16 protein-coding genes are annotated in these 19,108 nt (G+C 69.1%); 13 read left to right on the forward strand and 3 right to left on the reverse strand.

Going from position 1 to position 19,108, the window contains the following annotated elements:
- Nucleotides 1-104 precede the first annotated feature (104 nt).
- The 6 genes from ACAM54_RS30480 (at nucleotide 105) to ACAM54_RS30505 (ending at nucleotide 7,573) form a co-directional block, all read left to right on the forward strand.
- On the forward strand, nucleotides 105-1,340 hold the full coding sequence (locus ACAM54_RS30480; protein ID WP_145746946.1) for an AAA family ATPase: 1,236 nt from the start codon (nucleotides 105-107) through the stop codon (nucleotides 1,338-1,340).
- Nucleotides 1,341-1,592: 252 nt separating this feature from the next.
- Nucleotides 1,593-2,672, forward strand: coding sequence for a ParB/RepB/Spo0J family partition protein (locus ACAM54_RS30485; protein ID WP_192326476.1), 1,080 nt, complete (start codon nucleotides 1,593-1,595; stop codon nucleotides 2,670-2,672).
- An 836-nt stretch (nucleotides 2,673-3,508) separates the two neighbouring features.
- A complete protein-coding gene (locus tag ACAM54_RS30490) occupies nucleotides 3,509-3,784 on the forward strand; it encodes a hypothetical protein (protein ID WP_192326478.1) in 276 nt (91 codons plus the stop codon).
- The gene (locus tag ACAM54_RS30495) at nucleotides 3,781-5,673 is read left to right on the forward strand and encodes a phage integrase family protein (RefSeq protein ID WP_369651253.1); all 1,893 of its coding nucleotides are present in this window, start codon (nucleotides 3,781-3,783) and stop codon (nucleotides 5,671-5,673) included. Before ACAM54_RS30490 ends, ACAM54_RS30495 begins: the two co-directional genes overlap by 4 nt.
- Before the next feature lie 47 nt (nucleotides 5,674-5,720).
- Nucleotides 5,721-6,611, forward strand: coding sequence for an amidohydrolase family protein (locus tag ACAM54_RS30500; protein WP_369651900.1), 891 nt, complete (start codon nucleotides 5,721-5,723; stop codon nucleotides 6,609-6,611).
- A gap of 26 nt (nucleotides 6,612-6,637) precedes the next feature.
- Entirely contained in the window at nucleotides 6,638-7,573 is a 936-nt protein-coding gene (locus ACAM54_RS30505) for a LysR substrate-binding domain-containing protein (RefSeq protein ID WP_192326483.1), read from the forward strand.
- Here ACAM54_RS30505 and ACAM54_RS30510 read toward each other — a convergent pair.
- From ACAM54_RS30510 to ACAM54_RS30520, 3 genes are all read right to left on the reverse strand, one after another.
- Nucleotides 7,542-8,534, reverse strand: coding sequence for a tripartite tricarboxylate transporter substrate binding protein (locus ACAM54_RS30510; RefSeq protein ID WP_369651251.1), 993 nt, complete (start codon nucleotides 8,532-8,534; stop codon nucleotides 7,542-7,544). The two genes, ACAM54_RS30505 and ACAM54_RS30510, sit on opposite strands and share 32 nt — an antisense overlap.
- 1,057 nt (nucleotides 8,535-9,591) lie before the next feature.
- On the reverse strand, nucleotides 9,592-10,524 hold the full coding sequence (locus ACAM54_RS30515) for a CsgG/HfaB family protein (protein WP_192326489.1): 933 nt from the start codon (nucleotides 10,522-10,524) through the stop codon (nucleotides 9,592-9,594).
- Nucleotides 10,525-10,642: 118 nt separating this feature from the next.
- Entirely contained in the window at nucleotides 10,643-11,317 is a 675-nt protein-coding gene (locus ACAM54_RS30520; protein ID WP_261380432.1) for a GntR family transcriptional regulator, read from the reverse strand.
- A gap of 229 nt (nucleotides 11,318-11,546) precedes the next feature.
- Here ACAM54_RS30520 and ACAM54_RS30525 point away from each other — a divergent pair, with 229 nt between their 5' ends.
- The 7 genes from ACAM54_RS30525 to ACAM54_RS30555 all read left to right on the forward strand — a co-directional run bounded on the left by ACAM54_RS30525 (nucleotide 11,547) and on the right by ACAM54_RS30555 (nucleotide 19,100).
- Nucleotides 11,547-12,437, forward strand: a complete 891-nt coding sequence (locus ACAM54_RS30525; protein ID WP_145746939.1) for a dihydrodipicolinate synthase family protein — start codon at nucleotides 11,547-11,549, stop codon at nucleotides 12,435-12,437.
- Between the two features lie 32 nt (nucleotides 12,438-12,469).
- A complete protein-coding gene (locus ACAM54_RS30530) occupies nucleotides 12,470-13,450 on the forward strand; it encodes a Bug family tripartite tricarboxylate transporter substrate binding protein (protein ID WP_369651250.1) in 981 nt (326 codons plus the stop codon).
- 95 nt (nucleotides 13,451-13,545) lie between these two features.
- A complete protein-coding gene (locus ACAM54_RS30535) occupies nucleotides 13,546-14,547 on the forward strand; it encodes a dihydroxyacetone kinase subunit DhaK (protein WP_369651249.1) in 1,002 nt (333 codons plus the stop codon).
- A complete protein-coding gene (locus ACAM54_RS30540; RefSeq protein ID WP_369651248.1) occupies nucleotides 14,544-15,143 on the forward strand; it encodes a dihydroxyacetone kinase subunit L in 600 nt (199 codons plus the stop codon). Before ACAM54_RS30535 ends, ACAM54_RS30540 begins: the two co-directional genes overlap by 4 nt.
- Before the next feature lie 43 nt (nucleotides 15,144-15,186).
- Nucleotides 15,187-16,059, forward strand: coding sequence for a branched-chain amino acid ABC transporter permease (locus tag ACAM54_RS30545; RefSeq protein WP_369651247.1), 873 nt, complete (start codon nucleotides 15,187-15,189; stop codon nucleotides 16,057-16,059).
- Nucleotides 16,060-16,069: 10 nt separating this feature from the next.
- Nucleotides 16,070-17,893, forward strand: coding sequence for an ATP-binding cassette domain-containing protein (locus tag ACAM54_RS30550; RefSeq protein ID WP_369651246.1), 1,824 nt, complete (start codon nucleotides 16,070-16,072; stop codon nucleotides 17,891-17,893).
- A 76-nt stretch (nucleotides 17,894-17,969) separates the two neighbouring features.
- Complete coding sequence (locus ACAM54_RS30555) at nucleotides 17,970-19,100, forward strand: ABC transporter substrate-binding protein (RefSeq protein WP_186454271.1); 1,131 nt, start codon at nucleotides 17,970-17,972, stop codon at nucleotides 19,098-19,100.
- Nucleotides 19,101-19,108: the final 8 nt, after the last annotated feature.

Here is a 19,108-nt window from a genome sequence, read left to right on the forward strand (position 1 = left end):
TCCTCACAATACTTCGCGGTGCTGCAGTCGAGTTCTCCGCGAAACTTGTTCATTCGACAGATTCTCATAGAATTGCCGTATTCTGTCGAATAAGGTCAAACAAAATGTCCGTTCCCGTCCCCTCGATCGTTGGAAACCTGGTTTCCAGCGACGTCCAGGTGCCTCCCCGCCAAACCATCAACATGCAGAAGATCGCGGCGCTGGCGACCCGGGCCGGGTCGATGGTGGAGCAGATCCGGGGCATGCTGCTGGCACCGGAAGCCCGCAAGATTCCGCCCACCTACTCCACCGCCCAGTTGGCCGCGCTGTGCGGCGTCGACAAGGCGCATGTGGCCTACCGCATCACCAAGGAGGATCTGCCGGCCGGCCGGCTGACGCCCTCGGGCGGCAAGCGCACCTTCGAGCTGGACGAGCTGCGCCGCTGGACCCGGACCTACCGCGCGGAAAAGATGCGGCCGGCCGGACGCAAGGCCATCACGATCGCCGTGGGCAATTTCAAGGGCGGCGTGGCCAAGACCACCACCGCCATGGTGCTGGCGCAGGGGCTCAGCCTGCGGGGCCACCGCGTACTCGCGATCGACACCGATCCCCAGGGTTCGCTCACCACGCTGCACGGCCTGCTGCCCGAAGCCGAGGTCACCGAGGACATGACGATCGGGCCGCTGTGCGACGGGTCCGAGAACGACATCCGCTATGCCATCCGCTCCACCTATTGGGACGGCATCGATCTGGTCGCCGCCGCGCCCTTCCTGTTCTCGGCCGAATTCGCCCTCCCCGCGCGCCAGATGCAGCAGCCCGGCGCCAAGTTCTGGGATGTGCTGAACGAAGGCCTGGAGTCGGTACGCGACCTGTACGACGTGATCGTGATCGACACGCCCCCTTCCCTTTCGTACGTCACGATCAATGCGCTGTGGGCGGCCAACGGCATCGTCGTTCCGGTGCCGCCCTCGGGCCTGGACTTTGCCTCGTCGGCGCAGTTCTGGTCGCTGCTCGCCGACCTGGGCGGCAACCTGGACGGCCAGAGCAAGGACCGCGAGGGCAAGGCCTTCGACTTCCTGCACGTGCTGCTGAGCCGCGTGGACGCGGCCGACCCGGCCATGCCCGCGGTGCGCCAGTGGATCCAGGCCACCTATGGCGAGTACACGCTCCCGGTCGAGATCCCGAAGACCAGCGTGACCAGCAACAAGGCGGCCGAGTTCGCCACGGTCTACGATGTGCAGAAATACGAAGGCGCCGCCAAGACCTACAAGCGCGCGGTGGACGCCTACGATTCGTTCGTCGAGCTCGTCGAGCAGTCGGTGATCGGCGCATGGACCGCACAGGGGAGGGCGCAGCAATGAGAATGCCGGCCATGCTTTCCGGAGCCTCTTGGGGTGGAAACCAGGTTTCCACCGGGCGGCTCGCTCGGTCTGTGCCCGATCTATGCGGCATGACGCAAGCCGTGGAAACCTGGTTTCCACCGCTGCGGATTCCGCAGGCCCGATGCGGCGCGGCAATGCCGCGGTGCGTGCCGAAGGCCAGAGGCCGCATCGGCAGACGGCCCCGTTTCTCGGCATCGAGCGCGGCGCAGGCCGCGCCAAGGAGTGTCCATCATGGCTAGCACCCGCAAGCGGCTAGAGGCGTTGACCGCCGGCCTGATGCTTCCCGAGGCGGCAAGGGATCCGGTCGACACGCCGGCGCCGGCATCCGCTCCCGCGGTGCCTCCGTCCGCATCGAACGCCGTGGAAACCAGGTTTCCACCGGCGGTCGGCGGCTCGCTCGCGCCGCGCACCGGCCCTGGCCAGATGATGGCTTTCCGCGGCCAGATCCAGCAGGTCGAAGGCGAGATGGCGGCGCTGCGCGAAAAGCTCAGCCAGTACGAAGGCTCACTGCCGACGCGCAAGATGGACCCCAAGACCATCCATCCGAGCCGCTGGGCGAACCGCCACGATGCCTCGTTCACGAGCAGCGCCTTCGCGGGCCTGAAGGCGGACATCGAGCATGCCGGCGGCAACGTCCAGCCGATCCTGGTGCGGCCGCTCAAGGACGAGCCCGGCCAGTTCGAGATCGTCTTCGGCCACCGCCGGCATCGGGCCGCGCTGGAACTCGGCATTCCGGTGCTGGCGTCCATATGGGTCGACGAGCTGGGCGACGCCGCGCTCTTTGCCGCCATGGACCGGGAGAATCGCGAACGCGCGGACCTGTCCAACTACGAGCAGGGCCTGATGTACCAGCGCGCGCTGGAAGAGCAGCTGTTCCCGACGCAGCGCCAATTGGCCGAAGCGCTCGGCGTGAGCCACACCTGGGTGCGCAAGGCGCTCATGGTGGCGCAGCTGCCGACGGCCGTGGTGGAGTGCTTCCGCAGTCCGCTGGAGATCAGCTTCCGCCATGCCGAGCAGATCAATGCCGCCATGGAAAAGGACCGCCGCGGCGTCCTGAAGCGCGTGGAAAGGCTGCGGGGCCACAGCCTCGCGCCGGCCATGGTCGTCGCGAGGCTGCTCGATGCCAAGCCGGGTTTCGAACGTTCGGAAAAGCTCGACGTCCTGTCCGCGGGGCAGAAGATCGGCACGCTGGTGCGCGCCAAGAGCGGAGAGATCACGATCACGATCGTTCCCGACGCTGCAACCGAGGCCAGCCAGGACGCGCTCGAAGCCGGCATCGCCGAAGCCTTGCGCAAGGCCCGGACCTTGTAAATCCGTCTGTCGGGGGAGGGCGGCAGGGGCATTGTGAGAACCATTGGGATTTGCCTGCGCCGACCCTACCAGGCATCCGGCGGCCGCAACGGCACCCGGGCCGGCGTCATGGCGCGTCACCGGGGGCAGGGCAGGGAATCAAAAGCCGGCCCGGCCCCGCTCGGGCTGTCGGCACCTGGCGGCGAACCTCCATCGCCGGAGGCTGGGTCACGATCGCAGAGGGCTGGACGACCCCGCCGCGCGGCGGGCCTGCAGGGACCGGCGCTTCATCCACGGGGGGCGCGCGAGGCGTGGTCCTTGCCCTTGCGCTTTTCCCTGTCCCCCTTCGCCGCCGTGCCGCCCCTTGCGGCCGTGGCCGCTCTCGTCTTCGTACGGGTCCACCGCGGCGGGACATTGGCACAGGCGGCGAGCAAGGCCCTAGGGCCAGGGCGCCGCACGGGATGCACGAAGACCTCGAAGGTGATTCGCAGCCCCCACGGCAAAAGTAGTACTAAAGCGAACATGACCCGCGCCCCAGGCGTCGGCACGGACGTCAGGCCACAGGTCCGACGGAACAGCCCCGCTCGGGCGGCGGATCTCGGGTCGACGACTGTTGCGAGGTTTCCACGGGTTCCGGTGGCGACAGGCAGACCCAAGCAACCCGGATAAAATCCAATCAAATCAAGAACTTAGGCGAAGGTGCTCGCGAAGATGCTTGGTTGCAACACAAAATGTGTATTGATGATTACTTCAGTTATCATCACCCAATTCATGACAACGACCACCGTACCAGCCGGCCGGCCGGCATCCGCCAGGGCCATGGTCCATCCCGCCATACCGGCGAGATGGACCGCCGCATGAGTGCGACAGACATGCCTGCCGTTCCCACACCCTCCCAACTGTCCCACATCGATGACGACGAGCTCGCGCGTCTGGCGTCGAACTGGCGGGCCCTTGCGGGCCGCGGCGACCGCGAGGCCTTCGGCATCGCGCATGCGCTCGAGGTCGAGCAGCGGCGGCGCACGCGCGTGAGCCAGCTGCAGCAGTTGCCGGAGGATCCTGGGCCGGCGCCGCGCCCGTGGTGGAAGTTCTGGCAGCCGGCCAGCGAGCGGAACCCGACATCGGCCTCATGAAGGCCCTGATTCCGCGCAAGCTGCACCGCGGACACTTCGCGTTCATGCGGGCGCTGGCCCAGGGGCTCGACGAACGGGCCAGCTGGGACCGCTACCTGCGGCTGGAAGGCGAGCACACCGACCTGCGGACCGTGCGCCGCACCATCGCCTGGATCCGCGACGAATTCGCGGCGGCGGCGCGGCGCGAGCACAAGCCAGGCACGGCCCGCCTGATCCTGCTCGATGCCGACCGCTTTTCCGCGGCCCCGGCGCTTCCGAGCCTGGCCGACTTCGCGATGGCGAACGGCCTGGAGGATTTCTCCGAATCCGAACAGGTCGAGGCCTACGAGGCCGCCTATCCGGCCGCGGGCAAGGCAGGGCAGGGCGCCCGGCCCTCGCGGCGGGCGCGCGTGGTCGAGCGCCAGCTCGAGGCGCTGCGCTGGCTCGAGAACCTGGTCGCCCAGGACCCGCGGCCGCTCGACAGCGTGTCGGCCTGGCTCAACCCCTCGGTGGCGAGCCGTTTGGAACGCGCCGGCCTGCGCACGCTCCATGCGCTGGTCGAGCACATCAACGGCATCGGCTCGCGCTGGTGGGTCCATGTGCCGGGCGTGGGCGAACTGAAGGCGGCGCGCATCCTCGACTGGCTGCGCGCCAACGAACAGGTGCTGGGACTGCGCATCGGCGCCCACGCGATGACGCCCCGGGCGCAGCTCGGCCCGCTGGCGCTGGCCGCCGTGGTGCCGGGCGGCACCGCGCTCGTGCCTTATGAAAAGTTCGTGCTCCCCGCCGGGCTCGACGGCAGCGCAGGCACCAACCGCGCGCCGCACGGGCAGTGCCTTCTGATGGCCGCCAACGACCACGAGGCCGTGGGGGCCTGGCTCAGCGCCAAGCGCGCGGGCGAGGCCACGGCCGACCTGTCGGCCACCCAGCGCGCCTACCGCAAGGAGGCCGAGCGCCTGCTGCTCTGGGCCGTGCTGGAGCGCGGGAAGGCGCTGTCGTCGCTCACCGTCGAGGATGCGATCGACTACCGCGACTTCCTGCTCGATCCGCCCGCCCACTGGTGCGGCGCGCGCCATCACCAGCGCTGGTCGCCGCTGTGGCGGCCGATGGAAGGGCCGCTCGCGCCCTCGGCGCTGCGCCAGGCCATCGCGATCCTGCGCAGCCTGCATGCCTTCCTGGTGAACCAGAACTACCTCGTGGGCAACCCCTTTGCCACCCTGGCGCCGCCCGCGAGCCTGCAGCAGCCGCTGGACTCCAGCCGGGCGCTGAGCTTCGCGCAGTGGGACCATGTCGATGCGCTGCTTCAGGCGCACGCCGACACCGAAGCCAGGCGCCGGCTGCGGCGCGGCATGCGCTGGCTCTATGCCACCGGCCTGCGGCTGGCCGAGATCACCAGCGCCAAGTGCGAGGATCTGGAACAGGTCGAATACCGCAGCGCCGACGGCGCGCTGGCCACGGGCTGGCAGCTGGCGGTGGCCGGCAAGGGCGGTCGCTGCCGCCGGGTGCCGGTGCCGCCGGCGCTGGTGGCCGAACTGGAGGACGAACTCGCGCGCCACGGCTTCGAGCGGCAGGTCGGCGCCGTGAGCAACCGCGGCATCCATGTGCTCGCGCGCTTCGATGCCGAACTGCGCCGTCCGGCCGCGTGGTCGGCCTCGGGCCTGTACCAGGCGATCAAGGCCTTTGTCGCCCAGGCCGCAGCCGGCTTGCGTGGCGCCGAAGCACAGCAGCTCAAGAAAGCGAGCACTCACTGGCTTCGACACTCGCATGGATCCCACGCGCTGCGGGGCAGGGAAGGGCAAGTGCCGGTGCCGATCCAGGTCGTGCAGAACAACCTTGGGCACGCCTCGGTGGGGACCACGGCCATGTACTTGGCCGCCGCGCAGGTGCAGAGCCATACCGAAATGCGCTAGCTGCTAGCGCGCTTGGGCGCTCGCTCGCCGGTGGGAATCTGCGCAAGATGAGCGCCATGCAAACCATGGACGAGAACTGGCTGTGCTTCCACCCGAACCCGTCGAAGCCGCGCTTCACGCCGCCGCCCGGCGCGGTGGACGCGCACTGCCACGTCTTCGGCCCGGCGGCCGCGTTTCCCTACGCGCCCGAGCGCAAGTACACGCCCTGTGACGCTTCGAAGGATCAGCTCTTCGCCCTGCGCGACCTGCTGGGCTTCGAGCGCAACGTGATCGTGCAGGCCACCTGCCACGGCAGCGACAACCGCGCGCTGCTCGATGCCCTTGCGCATTCGAACGGACGCGCGCGCGGCGTGGCCTCTGTCGCGCCGGACGTGAGCGATGCCGAACTGCACCGGTTGCACGAGGCCGGCATTCGCGGCGTGCGCTTCAACTTCCTCAGGCGCCTGGCGGACTTCACGCCGCGCGAGGTGCTGATGCGCATCGCCGAGCGCATCGCGCCGCTCGGCTGGCATGTGGTCGTGTACTTCGAGGCGCAGGACCTGCCCGAGCTCTGGGATTTCTTCACCCGCCTGCCGACAACCGTGGTGGTCGATCACATGGGCCGGCCCGATGTGAGCCAGCCGGTCGACGGGCCGCAGTTCGAGCGCTTCGTGCGGCTGATGCGCGAGCATCCGAACGTGTGGTCGAAGGTGAGCTGCCCCGAGCGCATGTCGGTCTCCGGCCCGCCGGCCTACGATGACGTCGTGCCGTTTGCACAGCGCCTGGTCGAGCAGTTCCCGGACCGCGTGCTGTGGGGCACCGACTGGCCGCATCCCAACCTCAAGACCCACATGCCCGACGACGGCACGCTGGTCGACATGATTCCGCGCATCGCGCGCACCGCGCAGCTGCAGCAGCTGCTGCTGGTGGACAACCCGACGCGGCTGTACTGGGCCTGAAAGGCGGCGGCCCTAGACTCCAGCCCATGGACCTCAAGCAGCTGGAGTACTTCGTTCGCGTGGCCGAGCTGGGGAGCTTCACACGCGCGTCGATCGTGATCGACGTGGCCCAGCCCGCGCTCAGCCGGCAAGTGCGCCAGCTCGAAGTGGAGCTGCGGCAGAACCTGCTGACGCGCAACGGCCGCGGCGTCACGCTCACCGAGGCGGGCCAGCTGCTGCTGGCGCATGCCAGGGGCATCCTGCACCAGATCGAGCGCGCCAAGGAAGACCTCGGCCGCATGCGCGGCGCGCTGGCCGGCCGCGTCGCGGTGGGTTTGCCGCCCAGCATCGCCAAGCGCATTGCCGTGCCGCTGACCCGCGCCTTCCGCCAGCAGCTGCCCGATGCGCGCCTGGCCATCACCGAGGCGCTTTCGAGTGCCCTGCAGGAATCGGTGATCGCGGGCCGCATCGACCTCGCGCTGCTCTACAACCCCGCGCCCTCGGCCGACATCGACAGCGTGGCCATCCTCGAGGAAGACCTGTACCTGGTCGGACCGGCGGGGCAGCCCGGTGCACAGGTGTCGCTGCGCGAGGTGGCGTCGCAGCCGCTCGTGATCCCGACCCAGCCCAACGCCATCCGCATGCTGGTCGAGGGGGAAATGGCCAACATCGGAAGCCGCCCGACGATCGCGATGGAGATCGACGGCGTGGCCGCGATCCTCGACCTCGTCATCGACGGCGTGGGCTTGGCGGTGCTGTCCTCGAACGCGGTGCTCACGGCGCCGCGTCCGGAGGCTTTCGGCATCCGGCGGATCGTGGATCCCCCGCTGCGCAGCCGGCTGGCGCTGGCCGCCAGTTCGCAGCGGCCGGCCACGCTGACCCAGCAGGCCGTTTTCAAGCTGGTGCGCGAGGTGGTCGATCAGACGATGAATGCTTCGCCGGCCGCGATGCTCACTGCTTCGGAATGCCGGCCAGGCGAATGACTTCCGACCAGCGCTGAATCTCGTCTCTCAGCAGCTCCGCCTGTTGCTGCGGCGTGCTTCCCTGCGCCTCCACGCCGAGCTGCCGCAGCCGCTCCTTGATCTCGGGCGCGGCCAGCGCCGCATTGGCTTCCTTGTTGAGCCTCGCGATGACGGCGGGCGGCGTCTTCGCGGGCACGGCAAGGGCGTTCCATGACGAGACCCTGAAACCGGGCGCGCCACTCTCCGCGACCGTGGGCGTCTCCGGCAGCGCGAACGAGCGCTTCGCGCCCATGACCGCGATGGCGCGCAGCGACTTGCCGCTGAGCTGCCCGAGGATCGGCGCGAGGATCTCGACGCCGGCGTCGACCTGTCCTCCCCGCAGCGCCGTGATCAGCGCGGGCGAGCCGTTGAACGGAACCACCTGCGCGTCGATGCCGGTGCTGCGCTTGAGCAGCTCGGCCGCCAGATGCTGCGTGCTGCCCACGTTGATCGTGCCGATGTTGACGGTGCCGGGATGCGCCTTTGCGTAGGCCAGTAGCTCCTGCATCGACTTGAACCTGGAGTCGGCGGCCGTCACCACGGCCATGTCGAAATAGCCGAGCGTCGACACCGGCGCGAAGTCCTTCACGGTGTCGAACGGCAGGCGCTTGAACAGCCCCGCGCTCACGGCATTGCCGTTGGACATCAGCAGCACCGTGAGTCCGTCCGGCGCCGACTTGGCCACCGCATCGGAAGCGACCACGCCGCCGGCGCCGGGCTTGTTGTCCACGATGATGCTCTGGCCCATGGCCTCCGACATCTTCTGCGCGACGGTGCGTGCCGTGAGGTCGGCCACGCCGCCGGGGCCGAAGGGCACGACGAGGCGGATCGGCCTGGTCGACGACGATGGCTGCTGCTGTTGCGCGTTCGCTCCCGCGCAGAGCAACGAGAGTGCGGCCAGCGCGAGCGCCGAACGCCAGGTGGTTGTGCGCAGGATGTTCATGGGGTTCGACTCCGATGGGGGGCAAGCATGCACGGCATCTCAGAAGCGGTGCCGCGCGCCGGCAGATGTCTGGGGCCTTGTGCCGGCGTGATGGACTATCGCAACTCGGGCGGCGGCTCGCTATCCGGCCCGGGCACTTTGAGATATGTCGCGGCGGCATACCTGATGCGCGCAGCTTCCTCGCCAAGATGCGCGCGGGACCGCGTCGCCATCGCCACCGAGGACATCTCTTTGACCATCAACCTGCAAACGCTCAAGTGCGGTGAATGCGGCAGCGGCATGCTCGAGCGCTCGGGGCTCAACCAGTACGCCTGCGCGCATTGCGGCTCGGTCGATGGGCCCTGCCATCGCGGCAGTCGTGGTGCTGGTCACCGGTGTCTTCGGCGTCATGGCCTATGTCGTGGACCGCAACCAGCCGGAGCGCGCCTCGATGGCGCCGCGCACGATCCCGAGCGAGGGCCTCAGGCTCGAGGCACGCCAGGTGCTGGCGGACAGCGGCAGTTCGGCGCAGCCCCGGCTGCTGGTGACGGCGCGCAACGAGAGCGGCACCGCGATCGAACGGCCGAAGGGCCATGCGATCTTCTACGACCGCGACAGCCGCCCGAGCTGCAGGCCGGCGCGTTGTCGACGCCGTTCTGGACGACCGAGGGGCCGCCGCTGGAGTTCACGTGCGTGCGCCTGGTGCAGCAGGCGGACGAGGTGTGGCTGTTCGGCCGCCTTGCGAACGCGCGCCAGGACGCCCTGGCACTGGCCATCGTCGAAGTGCTGGTCACGCTGTACGACGACGCCGGGGCGGTCATCGGCGTCGGGCGGGGCTTCTCGCAGGCCACCGAACTCAGGCCCGGCGAACGCAGCGCGGCGGAAGTGCGCATCGAGCGCCTCGGCAACCGCAAGGTGCCGATCGCGGCATGGGACTACCGCATCGACTACAGCCTGACCGAAGGCGCGCAGCAGGCCAAGAAGCGGGTGCTGACGAGCAGCAGCCGCGTGATCCGCACGGCCGGCGCGCCCGAGATCCTGCGCGCGTCGCGGCGCGCTGACGTCGCCGCGAGCCGGGCTACTTTCTCCTGCGGCCCGATGACGCCGGCTGCGCCGAGGTCTGCGAAGGCGCCGCGCCGCCATCCACGCCGAGCCGGCCGCCGCCGCCCAGGCCCTGGCCGCGCACCGTCTGCGCCTTGTAGCTGCGCAGCGAGCGCACCATCTGGTTGAAGGCGTCCATGAAGGCCGCCGCGATCAGCTTGCCCTGCGGCGTGCGCGTGTAGCCGCCGACGTTGCCGGCGCCGCGCAGGCCGCTGAGCTCGCCGAAGCCCGCGAAGTCGGTCTTGGAGGCGCTGCCTTCCGACGCCGCGACCTGCACGCCCGAGCGGTTGTCGATGAGCGTCAGCAGCGCCGCGGCTTCCTTGGTCTGGAGGCTGGCGCCCAGGCTCGCGATGGCGCGGCCGCGGCCGCCGCCGACCAGCCCGCCGATGGCACCGCCGAGCCCGCCCGCGTCGTTGTTGCTGAATACGATTTCCGGCGAAAGGCCGTAGTCGGACGCCACCATCTGGCCACGGCCGAAGTTGCTGCCGCCGCGCATCTCGCCCGACTGCATGAGCGCGCGCTCGCGCGTCATCGCGTTCATGCCGGCCGCGCCGCGCTCGACCACCACGAAGCAGTTCGACTGCTGTACCAGCAGGCGCAGCAGGTTGGCCGTGGGCGGCAGGCGGTATTCGCCCGTGAGAATGGTGTACCAGCCGGCATCGACGTTCTCGATCAGCGAGACGGTGCCCAGCGGCGAATCGCAGCGCTCGAGGGCGCTGCTCTCACCGGAGGTGGCCGAGCCCGCGGCGCTGCCCGTCGCGACGGTCTTGGCGGACTGGCTGCCCATCTGCATGTCGAGCGCGGGCATGTTCTGGCAGCCGGCAAGCGCCAGGAGCGTTGCCGCCGCTGCGGCCATGGCCGGTCTTGAAAACGCGCGCTGCTGGTAGGCCTTGTCCGTGGATTTCTTCATGCGATCTTCCCGTTGTTTGCGAAAGGGCCGAGATCCGGCCCCGCGCAAATCTAGAGGGAAGGCAGGATTTCCCACAGTGCCTAAAGTCACTGGTTGCGCTGCGCGCGGCAGGGCATCGTCAGACCGATCCCGGCAACTGGCCCACGCGCAGCATGCCCGTCAGCACCCGGTGCTTGGACTCTTCGATGTGGGCCATCATGTGGGCGAGCGCGCCTTCGCCGTCCTTGGCGGCGAGGGCGTGCAGGAACTGGAGGTGTTCCCGCATCGCCGGCACGACCTGGACCGGGCGCATGGAATCGGCGTCGTAGCGGATCAGGCGCACGTGCAGGCTGTTGACCCGGTAGATCTCCGACAGGATCTCGTTGCCGATCGAATCGACCATCAGGTCGTGGAGGCCCCAGTCCACCGCCTGGGCGTCTTTTTCGAGCTGCGCGTCGGGCTGGGGCTTGAGCGCGCGTTCCAGGATCGCCTCGTGGGCTTCGATGAGCCTCGCGATCGTCTCGGCGCTGGCGACGCGCGCAAAGTGAACAACCGCTTCGCGCTCCACCATGGCGCGCACCTGCCAGGCATTGCGGATCAGCTTCATGTCGACGCTGGCGATCTGCAGGCCCCGCTGCGGCACCGCCTTGATGAGGCCGGCCGCCTCCAGCCTCGGCACCAGCTCGCGCACGGCGGCCAGCGGCATCTCCAGCAGTTCCATGAGCTCGCGCTGCGAAACGAACTGGCCCGGCCTGATGCGCGCGTCGATGATCTGCTGCTGGAAGCCCTGGTAGGCGCGGCTGCGCTGCGTCACGGGCGCGTGTTCGACGCCTGCTTGAGCCGCCTGTCTGGGGCGGGCTGAACGGGTGGTGGCGGGGGGAGTCATTGCAGCAATGGTACGTGGTGCAGGCATTGGCCTGTCATTGTCGTACGACTAGGGTTATCACTAACACATGACTAACATGTCAGTCGGTGTATAGTTGTCCCATGGCGCGGCAGCCGCCGCCTTTTCGCTGTCATCCCCGCACACCGGAGCTTTCTTCATGGGTCTCGATCTCACTGGCGTCATTCCGCCGCTCGTCACGCCTTTCACTGCCGATGGCAGCATCGACGAGGCGGCCTTCCGCAAGCTCATCCGCTTCAATCTCGACAAGAAGGTGCACGGCGTCTGCCCGGGCGGCAGCAGCGGCGAAGGCCACACGCTGACGATCGACGAGTTCAGCCGCCTCATGGAGATCACCGCCGCGGAGGTTGCCGGCCAGGTGCCGATCGTGGCCGGCATCATCTCCAACAGCACGCGGGACGCGATCAACCGCGCCAAGGCGATCTCGCACCTGCCGGTCGCGGCGCTGCAGGTCACGCCGGTGCACTACCTGTTCAAGCCCGACGAGGAGGCGACCCACCGCCACTTCAAGGCGCTGACCGAAGCGGTCGACATCCCCGTGATCATCTACAACGTGGTGCCGTGGAACTACCTGAACCCGGCGCAGATGATCCGCCTCATGAACGAGCTGCCCGGCGTGCAGGGCATCAAGCAGAGCCAGGGCGACCTCAAGCTGATGGCCGACCTGCTGCTCGGCGTGCCGAAGGGCTGCAAGGTCTTCTCGGCCGTCGATGCCCTGCTGTACTCGTCGTTCGCGCTGGGTGCGCACGGCACGATCGCCGCCACCCCGGCCGCCTTGCCGGGCGTGTGCGTGGCCCTGTGGAACACCGTGCAGGCCGGCGACCACGTGAAGGCGCTGGAGATGCACAAGTCGATGCTCGCGTTCTGGAACGCCGTGATCGGCGACAACCTGCCGGCCAACCTGAAGACGACCATCACGCTGCAAGGGTGTGATGCCGGCCTGCCGCGCGCACCAATGCCTCCGACCACCGCAGCCCAGCGCGCCCGCATCGAGACGGCGCTGGAAGACGTGCTGCGCTTCGACGCCTGAAGGCGCCATCCACTCGGAGACAGGTGAGAAAAATGAACATCCATCGTCGGCAGATCCTCCATTTCGGCGCGGCAGCCGCGGCGGGCAGCGTGCTCGGCGCGCCGGCCTGGGCGCAGGGCTTTCCGAGCAAGCCGCTCACGCTCGTGGTTCCCTTCGCACCGGGCGGCAACACGGACATCGTCGCGCGCACCGTGGCCGTGGCGCTGGGCAAGGTGCTGGGCCAGTCGGTCGTGGTCGACAACCGGGCCGGTGCCGGCGGCTCGATCGGCGCCATGCAGGTGGCCCGCGCCGCGCCCGACGGCTACACGCTGCTGCTTTGCGGCGCCGGCGTGGTGGTCACGGTCCCGGAGATGGTCAAGACCAGCTACAGCCGGTCGAGCTTCGCGCCGCTCGGCCTGGTGAACAAGAGTTCGATGGTTCTGCTCGCGCGCAAGAACGAGACGCGCTTCAGGAACTTCAAGGAGTTCGCGGCCTATGCGCGTTCCGGCGACGGCAAGCTGACGGCGGCGCACTCGGGGCCAGGAACGCCCAATCATCTCGCGCTGCTGCAACTGGAGAACCTGCTCAAGACCAAGTTCACGATCGTCAGCTACAAGGGCTCGGGTCCGGCGCTGGTCGACCTGATCGGCGGGCAGGTCGATGTGCATTTCGACCAGGTCACCAGCTCGCTGCAGCACATCAGGGGCGGTTCGCTCCAGGCGCTCGCGGTCCTGGGCCCCGCGCAGGACCCGTCGTTGCCCGGCGTGCAGACCGTGGCGGAGCTCGGCTTCGGCGAGATCGATGGCACCACGTACGTCGGGGTCCTCGCGCCCAGCGGCACGCCAAAGGACGTGCATGACAAGCTCGCCGCGGCGCTGGCGCAGGCCGTCAAGGACCCGCAGACGGTGAACAGCGCCCGCGAACTCGGCAGCGTCGCCCTGTCCAGCACGCCGCAGGAGTTCGCCCGCATCCTCGACGCCGAGTACGCACTGGCCACGCAGGCCACCAGGGACGGCCGCCTCAAGGCCGACTGAGCACCTCCGCGCATGCAGGCGCCGGGCGCAAGCCGGCGTCGGCAGCGCCATGCCCGCGACAGCACGACAACGCCCCCGAACAGACGAAGACCACCGTGAAAAAGATCCTCAACGACCCCCATGCCTACGTCGACGAAATGCTCGACGGCCTGTGCCTGGCCCATCCCGAGCTGCAGCGCCGCGGCGAGGGCGGCCGCGTGATCGTGCGCCGCGGCGGCGCCGTACCCGGCAAGGTCGGCATCGTCACCGGCGGCGGCTCGGGCCACCTGCCGGTGTTCCTCGGCTACGTCGGCGAGGGCCTGCTCGACAGCTGCGCCGTGGGCAACGTGTTCGCGGGCCCGCGCATGGACGACTGCATCGACGCGATGCGCGCCGCCGATGGCGGCGCGGGCGTGCTGCAGCTCTATGGCAACTACGGGGGCGACCGCATGAACTTCGACATGGCGGCCGAAATGCTCGCGCTCGAGGGCATGCCGGTGGCGTCGGTGCGCGTCGCCGACGACGTGGCGAGTGCACCCGCCGCGCAGCGCGAGAAGCGCCGCGGCGTCGCAGGCCTGGTCCTGGTCTACAAGGCCGCCGGTGCCAAGGCGGCGGCCGGCGCGACCCTGGACGAGGTGGCGGCACTCGCGCGCAAGGCGGGCGACGCCTGCCGCTCGATCGGCGTCGCGCTCAGCCCCTGCGTGGTGCCGGAGTCCGGCAAGGCTTCCTTCGCCATCGGCGACCAGGAGGTGGAATTCGGCATGGGCATCCATGGCGAGCCCGGCATCTGGCGCGGGCCGCTCAAGCCGGCCGACGCGCTGGCCGACGAGATGCTCGAGCACGTGCTGCCGGAGCTCGCGCTGGCGCAGGGCGATCGCGTTGCCGTGCTCGTCAACAGCCTGGGCGCGACGCCCGCCGAGGAGCTCTACATCCTGTACCGCCGCGTGGCCGGCGTGCTCGCGCGCCGCGGCGTGACGATCGTGCGCCCGCTCGTGGGGCGCTATGCCACGTCGATGGAAATGGCGGGTGCATCGCTGAGCGTGATGAAGCTCGACCCGGAGCTGGAGGCGCTGCTGGCCGCGCCCGCGGACTGCCCGTTCTGGAGCGTGCGCCGATGATGCTCGACGCCGCCACGCTCGCGGCCGCGCTGCCCCGCTGGTGCGCGGGCCTGCACGCCGCCGCCCCGGAACTCAACGCGCTCGACGGCCGCCTGGGCGATGCCGACCTGGGCGCGACGCTCGACAAGTGCGCCACGATGGTGGAGCAGGCGCTGCCCGAGTTGCCGGCGACGCTGGAAGGCATCTTCAGGCGCACCGCGCAGGCGACCGCCAAGGCGTCGGGGTCGAGCTTCGGCACGCTGCTGACGGTCGCGCTCATAAGCTGTGCCAAGCGATGCGCGGGCATCGACTCGCTCGATCGCGCGGAACTCGCGGCCATGCTCGCCGACGTGGTCGCCACGCTCGCGGCGCGCGGCGGTGCGAGCCTGGGCGACAAGACCGTGCTCGACGGCCTGCATGCCGTTCATGTCGCACTGGCTGCGTCGCCGGAAGGCGCCGACGCACGCCGCCTGGCCAGCGACGCAGTGCGCGCCGCGCTCGACGCGTTCCGCGACAAGCCCAACCGCATCGGCCGCGCGCGCATGTTCGCGGACAAGACCATCGGCATGGACGACCCCGGCATGGTGGCGCTGCAGCGCATGGTCGACAGCCTCTGACGCGCGGGACCCGCCGCGCGAAATTTTTTTCCGGAGACAAGAAATGCTTGGACAAGTGATCGTCAGCGGCCTTGCCATGGGCTGCATCTACGCCCTGATCGCTCTCGGCTACGCCTACGTCTGGAACACCATGGCGATCGTCAACTTCGCCGCCGGCGAGTTCCTCACGTTCTCGGCCTTCGTCTTCGTCGCCACCTTCACCACCAGCCTGCAGCTGCCGTTCTGGCTCGCCGCGGTGCTCACCGCCGCGGTCATGGCCGTGCTGGGCGCGGTGTTCTCGCGCCTCGTGTTTGCACGGCTGCAGCGCCAGAAGGCGCTGGTCGCCATCATCGCGACCGTGGGATTCGGCATCTTCCTCAAGGAGATGGCCCGCATCATCTACGGCCCCGAGCCGCTGCTGTACACCAGCCCCTTCGGCGACGGCGTCGTGGCCCTGGGCGGACTGCGCGTTCCCGTGCAGCAGATCGTGATCATGGCGGTCGTCGTCGCCGTGATGGCGCTCCAGTACCTGGTGCTGCGCTACACCACCATCGGCAAGGTGATGCGCGCCACCGCGCTCGACCGCGAGACCGCGCTGCTCATGGGCATACCGGTCAACCGCGTCCTTGCCGGCACCTTCGCCTTCTCTTCGGTCCTGGCCGCGCTCGCCGGCATCCTGCTTGCGCCGCTCTTCTACGTGACGACCGAGATGGGCACGCTGGTGGGGCTGAAGGGCTTCGTCGCGATGATCATCGGCGGCTTCGGCAGCGTCCCGGGCGCGATCCTTGGCGGCGTGCTGCTGGGCGTGGCCGAGAACGTCGGCGCCTTCACGATCTCCTCGACCTACAAGGACGCGATCGCCTTCGGCCTGCTGCTGGTGTTCCTGCTCGTGCGTCCCCAGGGCCTCTTGCCCGAGCGCAATGCGGACCGTGCCTGAGGAGCCCGCCATGACCCAGACCTGGATGCGCCCCGCCGCCTGGACCGCCGTGCTCGCGGCGCTTGCGCTGCCGATCGTGCTGGACCTCAACAGCTACTACCTGCACGTCCTCAACCTCGCGTGGATCTTCGCGATCGCCGCGCTGGGCCTGCAGGTGGCCACCGGCGTCACCGGACAGATCGTGCTCGGGCAGGCGGCGTTGGTGGGCTTCGGCGCCTACGCGACGGCGCTGTTCATGATGCGGCTCTCGCTGCCGTGGTACCTCGCGCTGGTGGCGGCGATGCTGCTCACGGCCGCCGTCGGGGTGCTGCTGGGCGCGGTGAGCACGCGCATCAAGGGGCACTACCTGGCCATCGTCACGCTGGCGCTGAACGAGATCTTCCGCATGGTGGCGCTCAACGAGGAATGGCTGACCGGCGGCCCGATGGGCATGCGCGACATCCCGACCCTGAGCATTCCGGCGCTGGGCGACACCATCGACCGGCAGCTGTACTTTCCGCTGCTGGCGCTGTGCTTCGCGGCCTATGCCGTGACGGTGTTCTTCCATCGCGCACGCACGGGCCGCAACATGCGCGCCGTGCGCGACGACGAGATCGCCGCCGAGGCCATGGGTGTCGATTCGCGCCGAGTGAAGACCATCGCCTTCGTGGTGTGCAGCGCGTGGGCGGCGCTGGCCGGCGGCCTGTATGTGCTGCTCGTGGGCTTTGCGGCGCCGGCCAACTTCACGGTCTTCGAGAGCATCAAGATGATGCTGATGGTGGTGCTCGGCGGCCTGGGCTCGATTGCCGGCACCTTCCTGGGCGCGGTCGTCATCACGGTCCTGCCCGAAGCGCTGCGCGGCCTGCAGACCTACTATCTCGCGGCCTTCGGCATCGGCGTCGTGGCGATCCTGCTGCTCGCGCCGCGCGGTCTCGGCGTGGTCGGCGACTGGCTGCTGGGCGCGTTCCTGACCGGCAAGCGCGAGCCCGTGGGCGAGGCGCCCGCCGCGCCGCTCAACCTGGGCGCTGCGGCGGCGGCCGCGGCATCGGCGCTGCGTGCCCACGTTCCAGCGCCCGGCGCCGGCGAGGCGCTGCTCAGGGTGCGCGGCGTATCGCGCAGCTTCGGCGGCGTGAAGGCGCTGAACGAGGTGGCGTTCGACCTGCAGCGCGGCGAGATCCTGGGCCTCATCGGACCCAACGGCTCGGGCAAGTCGACCATGATCAACGCCTGCTCGGGCACGGTGGGCGTCGAAGGTTCCATCCAGCTGGGCAGCGACCGCATCGACAACCTCGCACCATGGACCATCCATGCACGAGGCGTCTCGCGCATTTTCCAGAATGTCCGGCTGTGGGAATCGATGACGGTGCTGGAGAACGTGATGGTGGCCCATCGCGCGCCGCGCGACCCGGCAGGCTCGCGCGAAGCCCGCAGCCGCGCCGCCGCACTGGAAGCCCTTGCCAGCATGGGCGTCGCGCATCTTGCGCACCGCCGCGGGGGCGACCTGTCCTTCGGCCAGAGCCGGCTGGTCGAGATGGCGCGCGCCATCGTGAACAAGCCGAGGCTGCTGTTGCTCGACGAGCCCGCGGCCGGGCTGCGCGGCGGGCTCATCCTGGAACTCTCGCAGATCCTCCAGCACCTGCGCGCGCAAGGCATGTCGATCCTGGTGGTCGAGCACCGCATCAAGCTGGTGATGAACATGTGCGACCGGGTGGTGGTGCTCAACCTGGGCGACAAGATCGCCGACGGCCGCCCCGCGGAGGTCATGGACTCCCCGGCGGTGATCGAGGCCTACCTGGGCGAGCGCATTCCACCGGAGCCGGCGGCTCCCCTGGCGCGCGAGCCGGCCCCGGCGTGAGACCGGCATCTCCATCTTTCCGCTCCCTCGGTTTTCAACAAGGCGCATGTTGCGCAACTCACCGGAGACACAAGCCATGAAGAAATCTTCCATCCCGTTCCCGCGCGCCGGCTGGCTCGGCGCCGCCGCGCTGGTGCTGTGCGTTCCAGCCATGGCCGATGCGCTGATCGGCGTGTCGCTGCCCCAGACCGGGCCCAAGGCCCTGGTCGGGCGCAACTTCAAGCAGGGCGTGGAACTCGCGGTCAGCGAAATCAACGCCGCGGGCGGCGTGCTGGGCAAGCCGCTGGAAGTGGTGTTCGAGGACGACCAGGGCGACAACCCGAACGGCGCCATCAATGCCGTCAACAAGCTGATGCAGGTCAGCAAGGTGCCGGTGATGATCGGCCCGCACTACTCGGTCACGCAGATGGCCACGCAGAAGACCTACTGCAACGGCAAGGTGGTGTCCATCACGGGCGGCACGTCGGTGGCGATCACGCACAGCGGATGCAGCTACGTGGTGCGCACGCGCTCGGACGACGACGTGCAGGCCCGGGCGCTGATCGCCTATGCGCGCAACGAACTCAAGGCCGGCGAGAAGACCGCGGTGTTCTATGCCAACGACGACTTCGGCAAGTCGGGCCAGGCGCGCGTCGTCGCGCAGATGGCCGCGCTGGGGCTGAAGCCCGTGGCGGTGGAAAGCCACAACCCGAGCGACAAGGACTATTCCGCCCAGCTCGCGAAGCTGCAGAAATCCGGTGCCGAGCTGGTGATCCTGTGGGCGCACGACACCGATGCGGCATTGATCCTGCGCCAGGCCAGGCAGTTCGGCCTGCCCTTCAAGTTCGCGGGTGCCGTGCTCTCCGAGGATGCGTTCCTCAAGCTGGCGGGCAGCGCGGCCGAGGGCTCGATGAGCGCGTCCTATTTCGTGCCCACCGATCCAAACCCCGCGGTGCAGGCGTTCGTCAAGAAATACGAAGCCAGGTACAGGATGGCGCCCGACGTGTGGTCCGCCACCTACTACGACGCGACCATCCTCGCGGCCAAGGCGATCAACGAAGCCAGGTCGGCCGATGTCGAGAAGATCCGCGCGGCGTTCTCCAGCGTGAACTACAGCGGCCTGCTGGCCGACTACAAGTGCGACAAGGCGGGCGACTGCAACAAGCAGGTGAACATCGTCGAGATCAAGGGCGGCCAGCCGGTCGTGCGCTCGGCCGTCAGGTTCTGAGGTGGCGC

The organism is Variovorax sp. V93 (assembly GCF_041154485.1).
GTDB lineage: Bacteria > Pseudomonadota > Gammaproteobacteria > Burkholderiales > Burkholderiaceae_C > Variovorax > Variovorax beijingensis_A.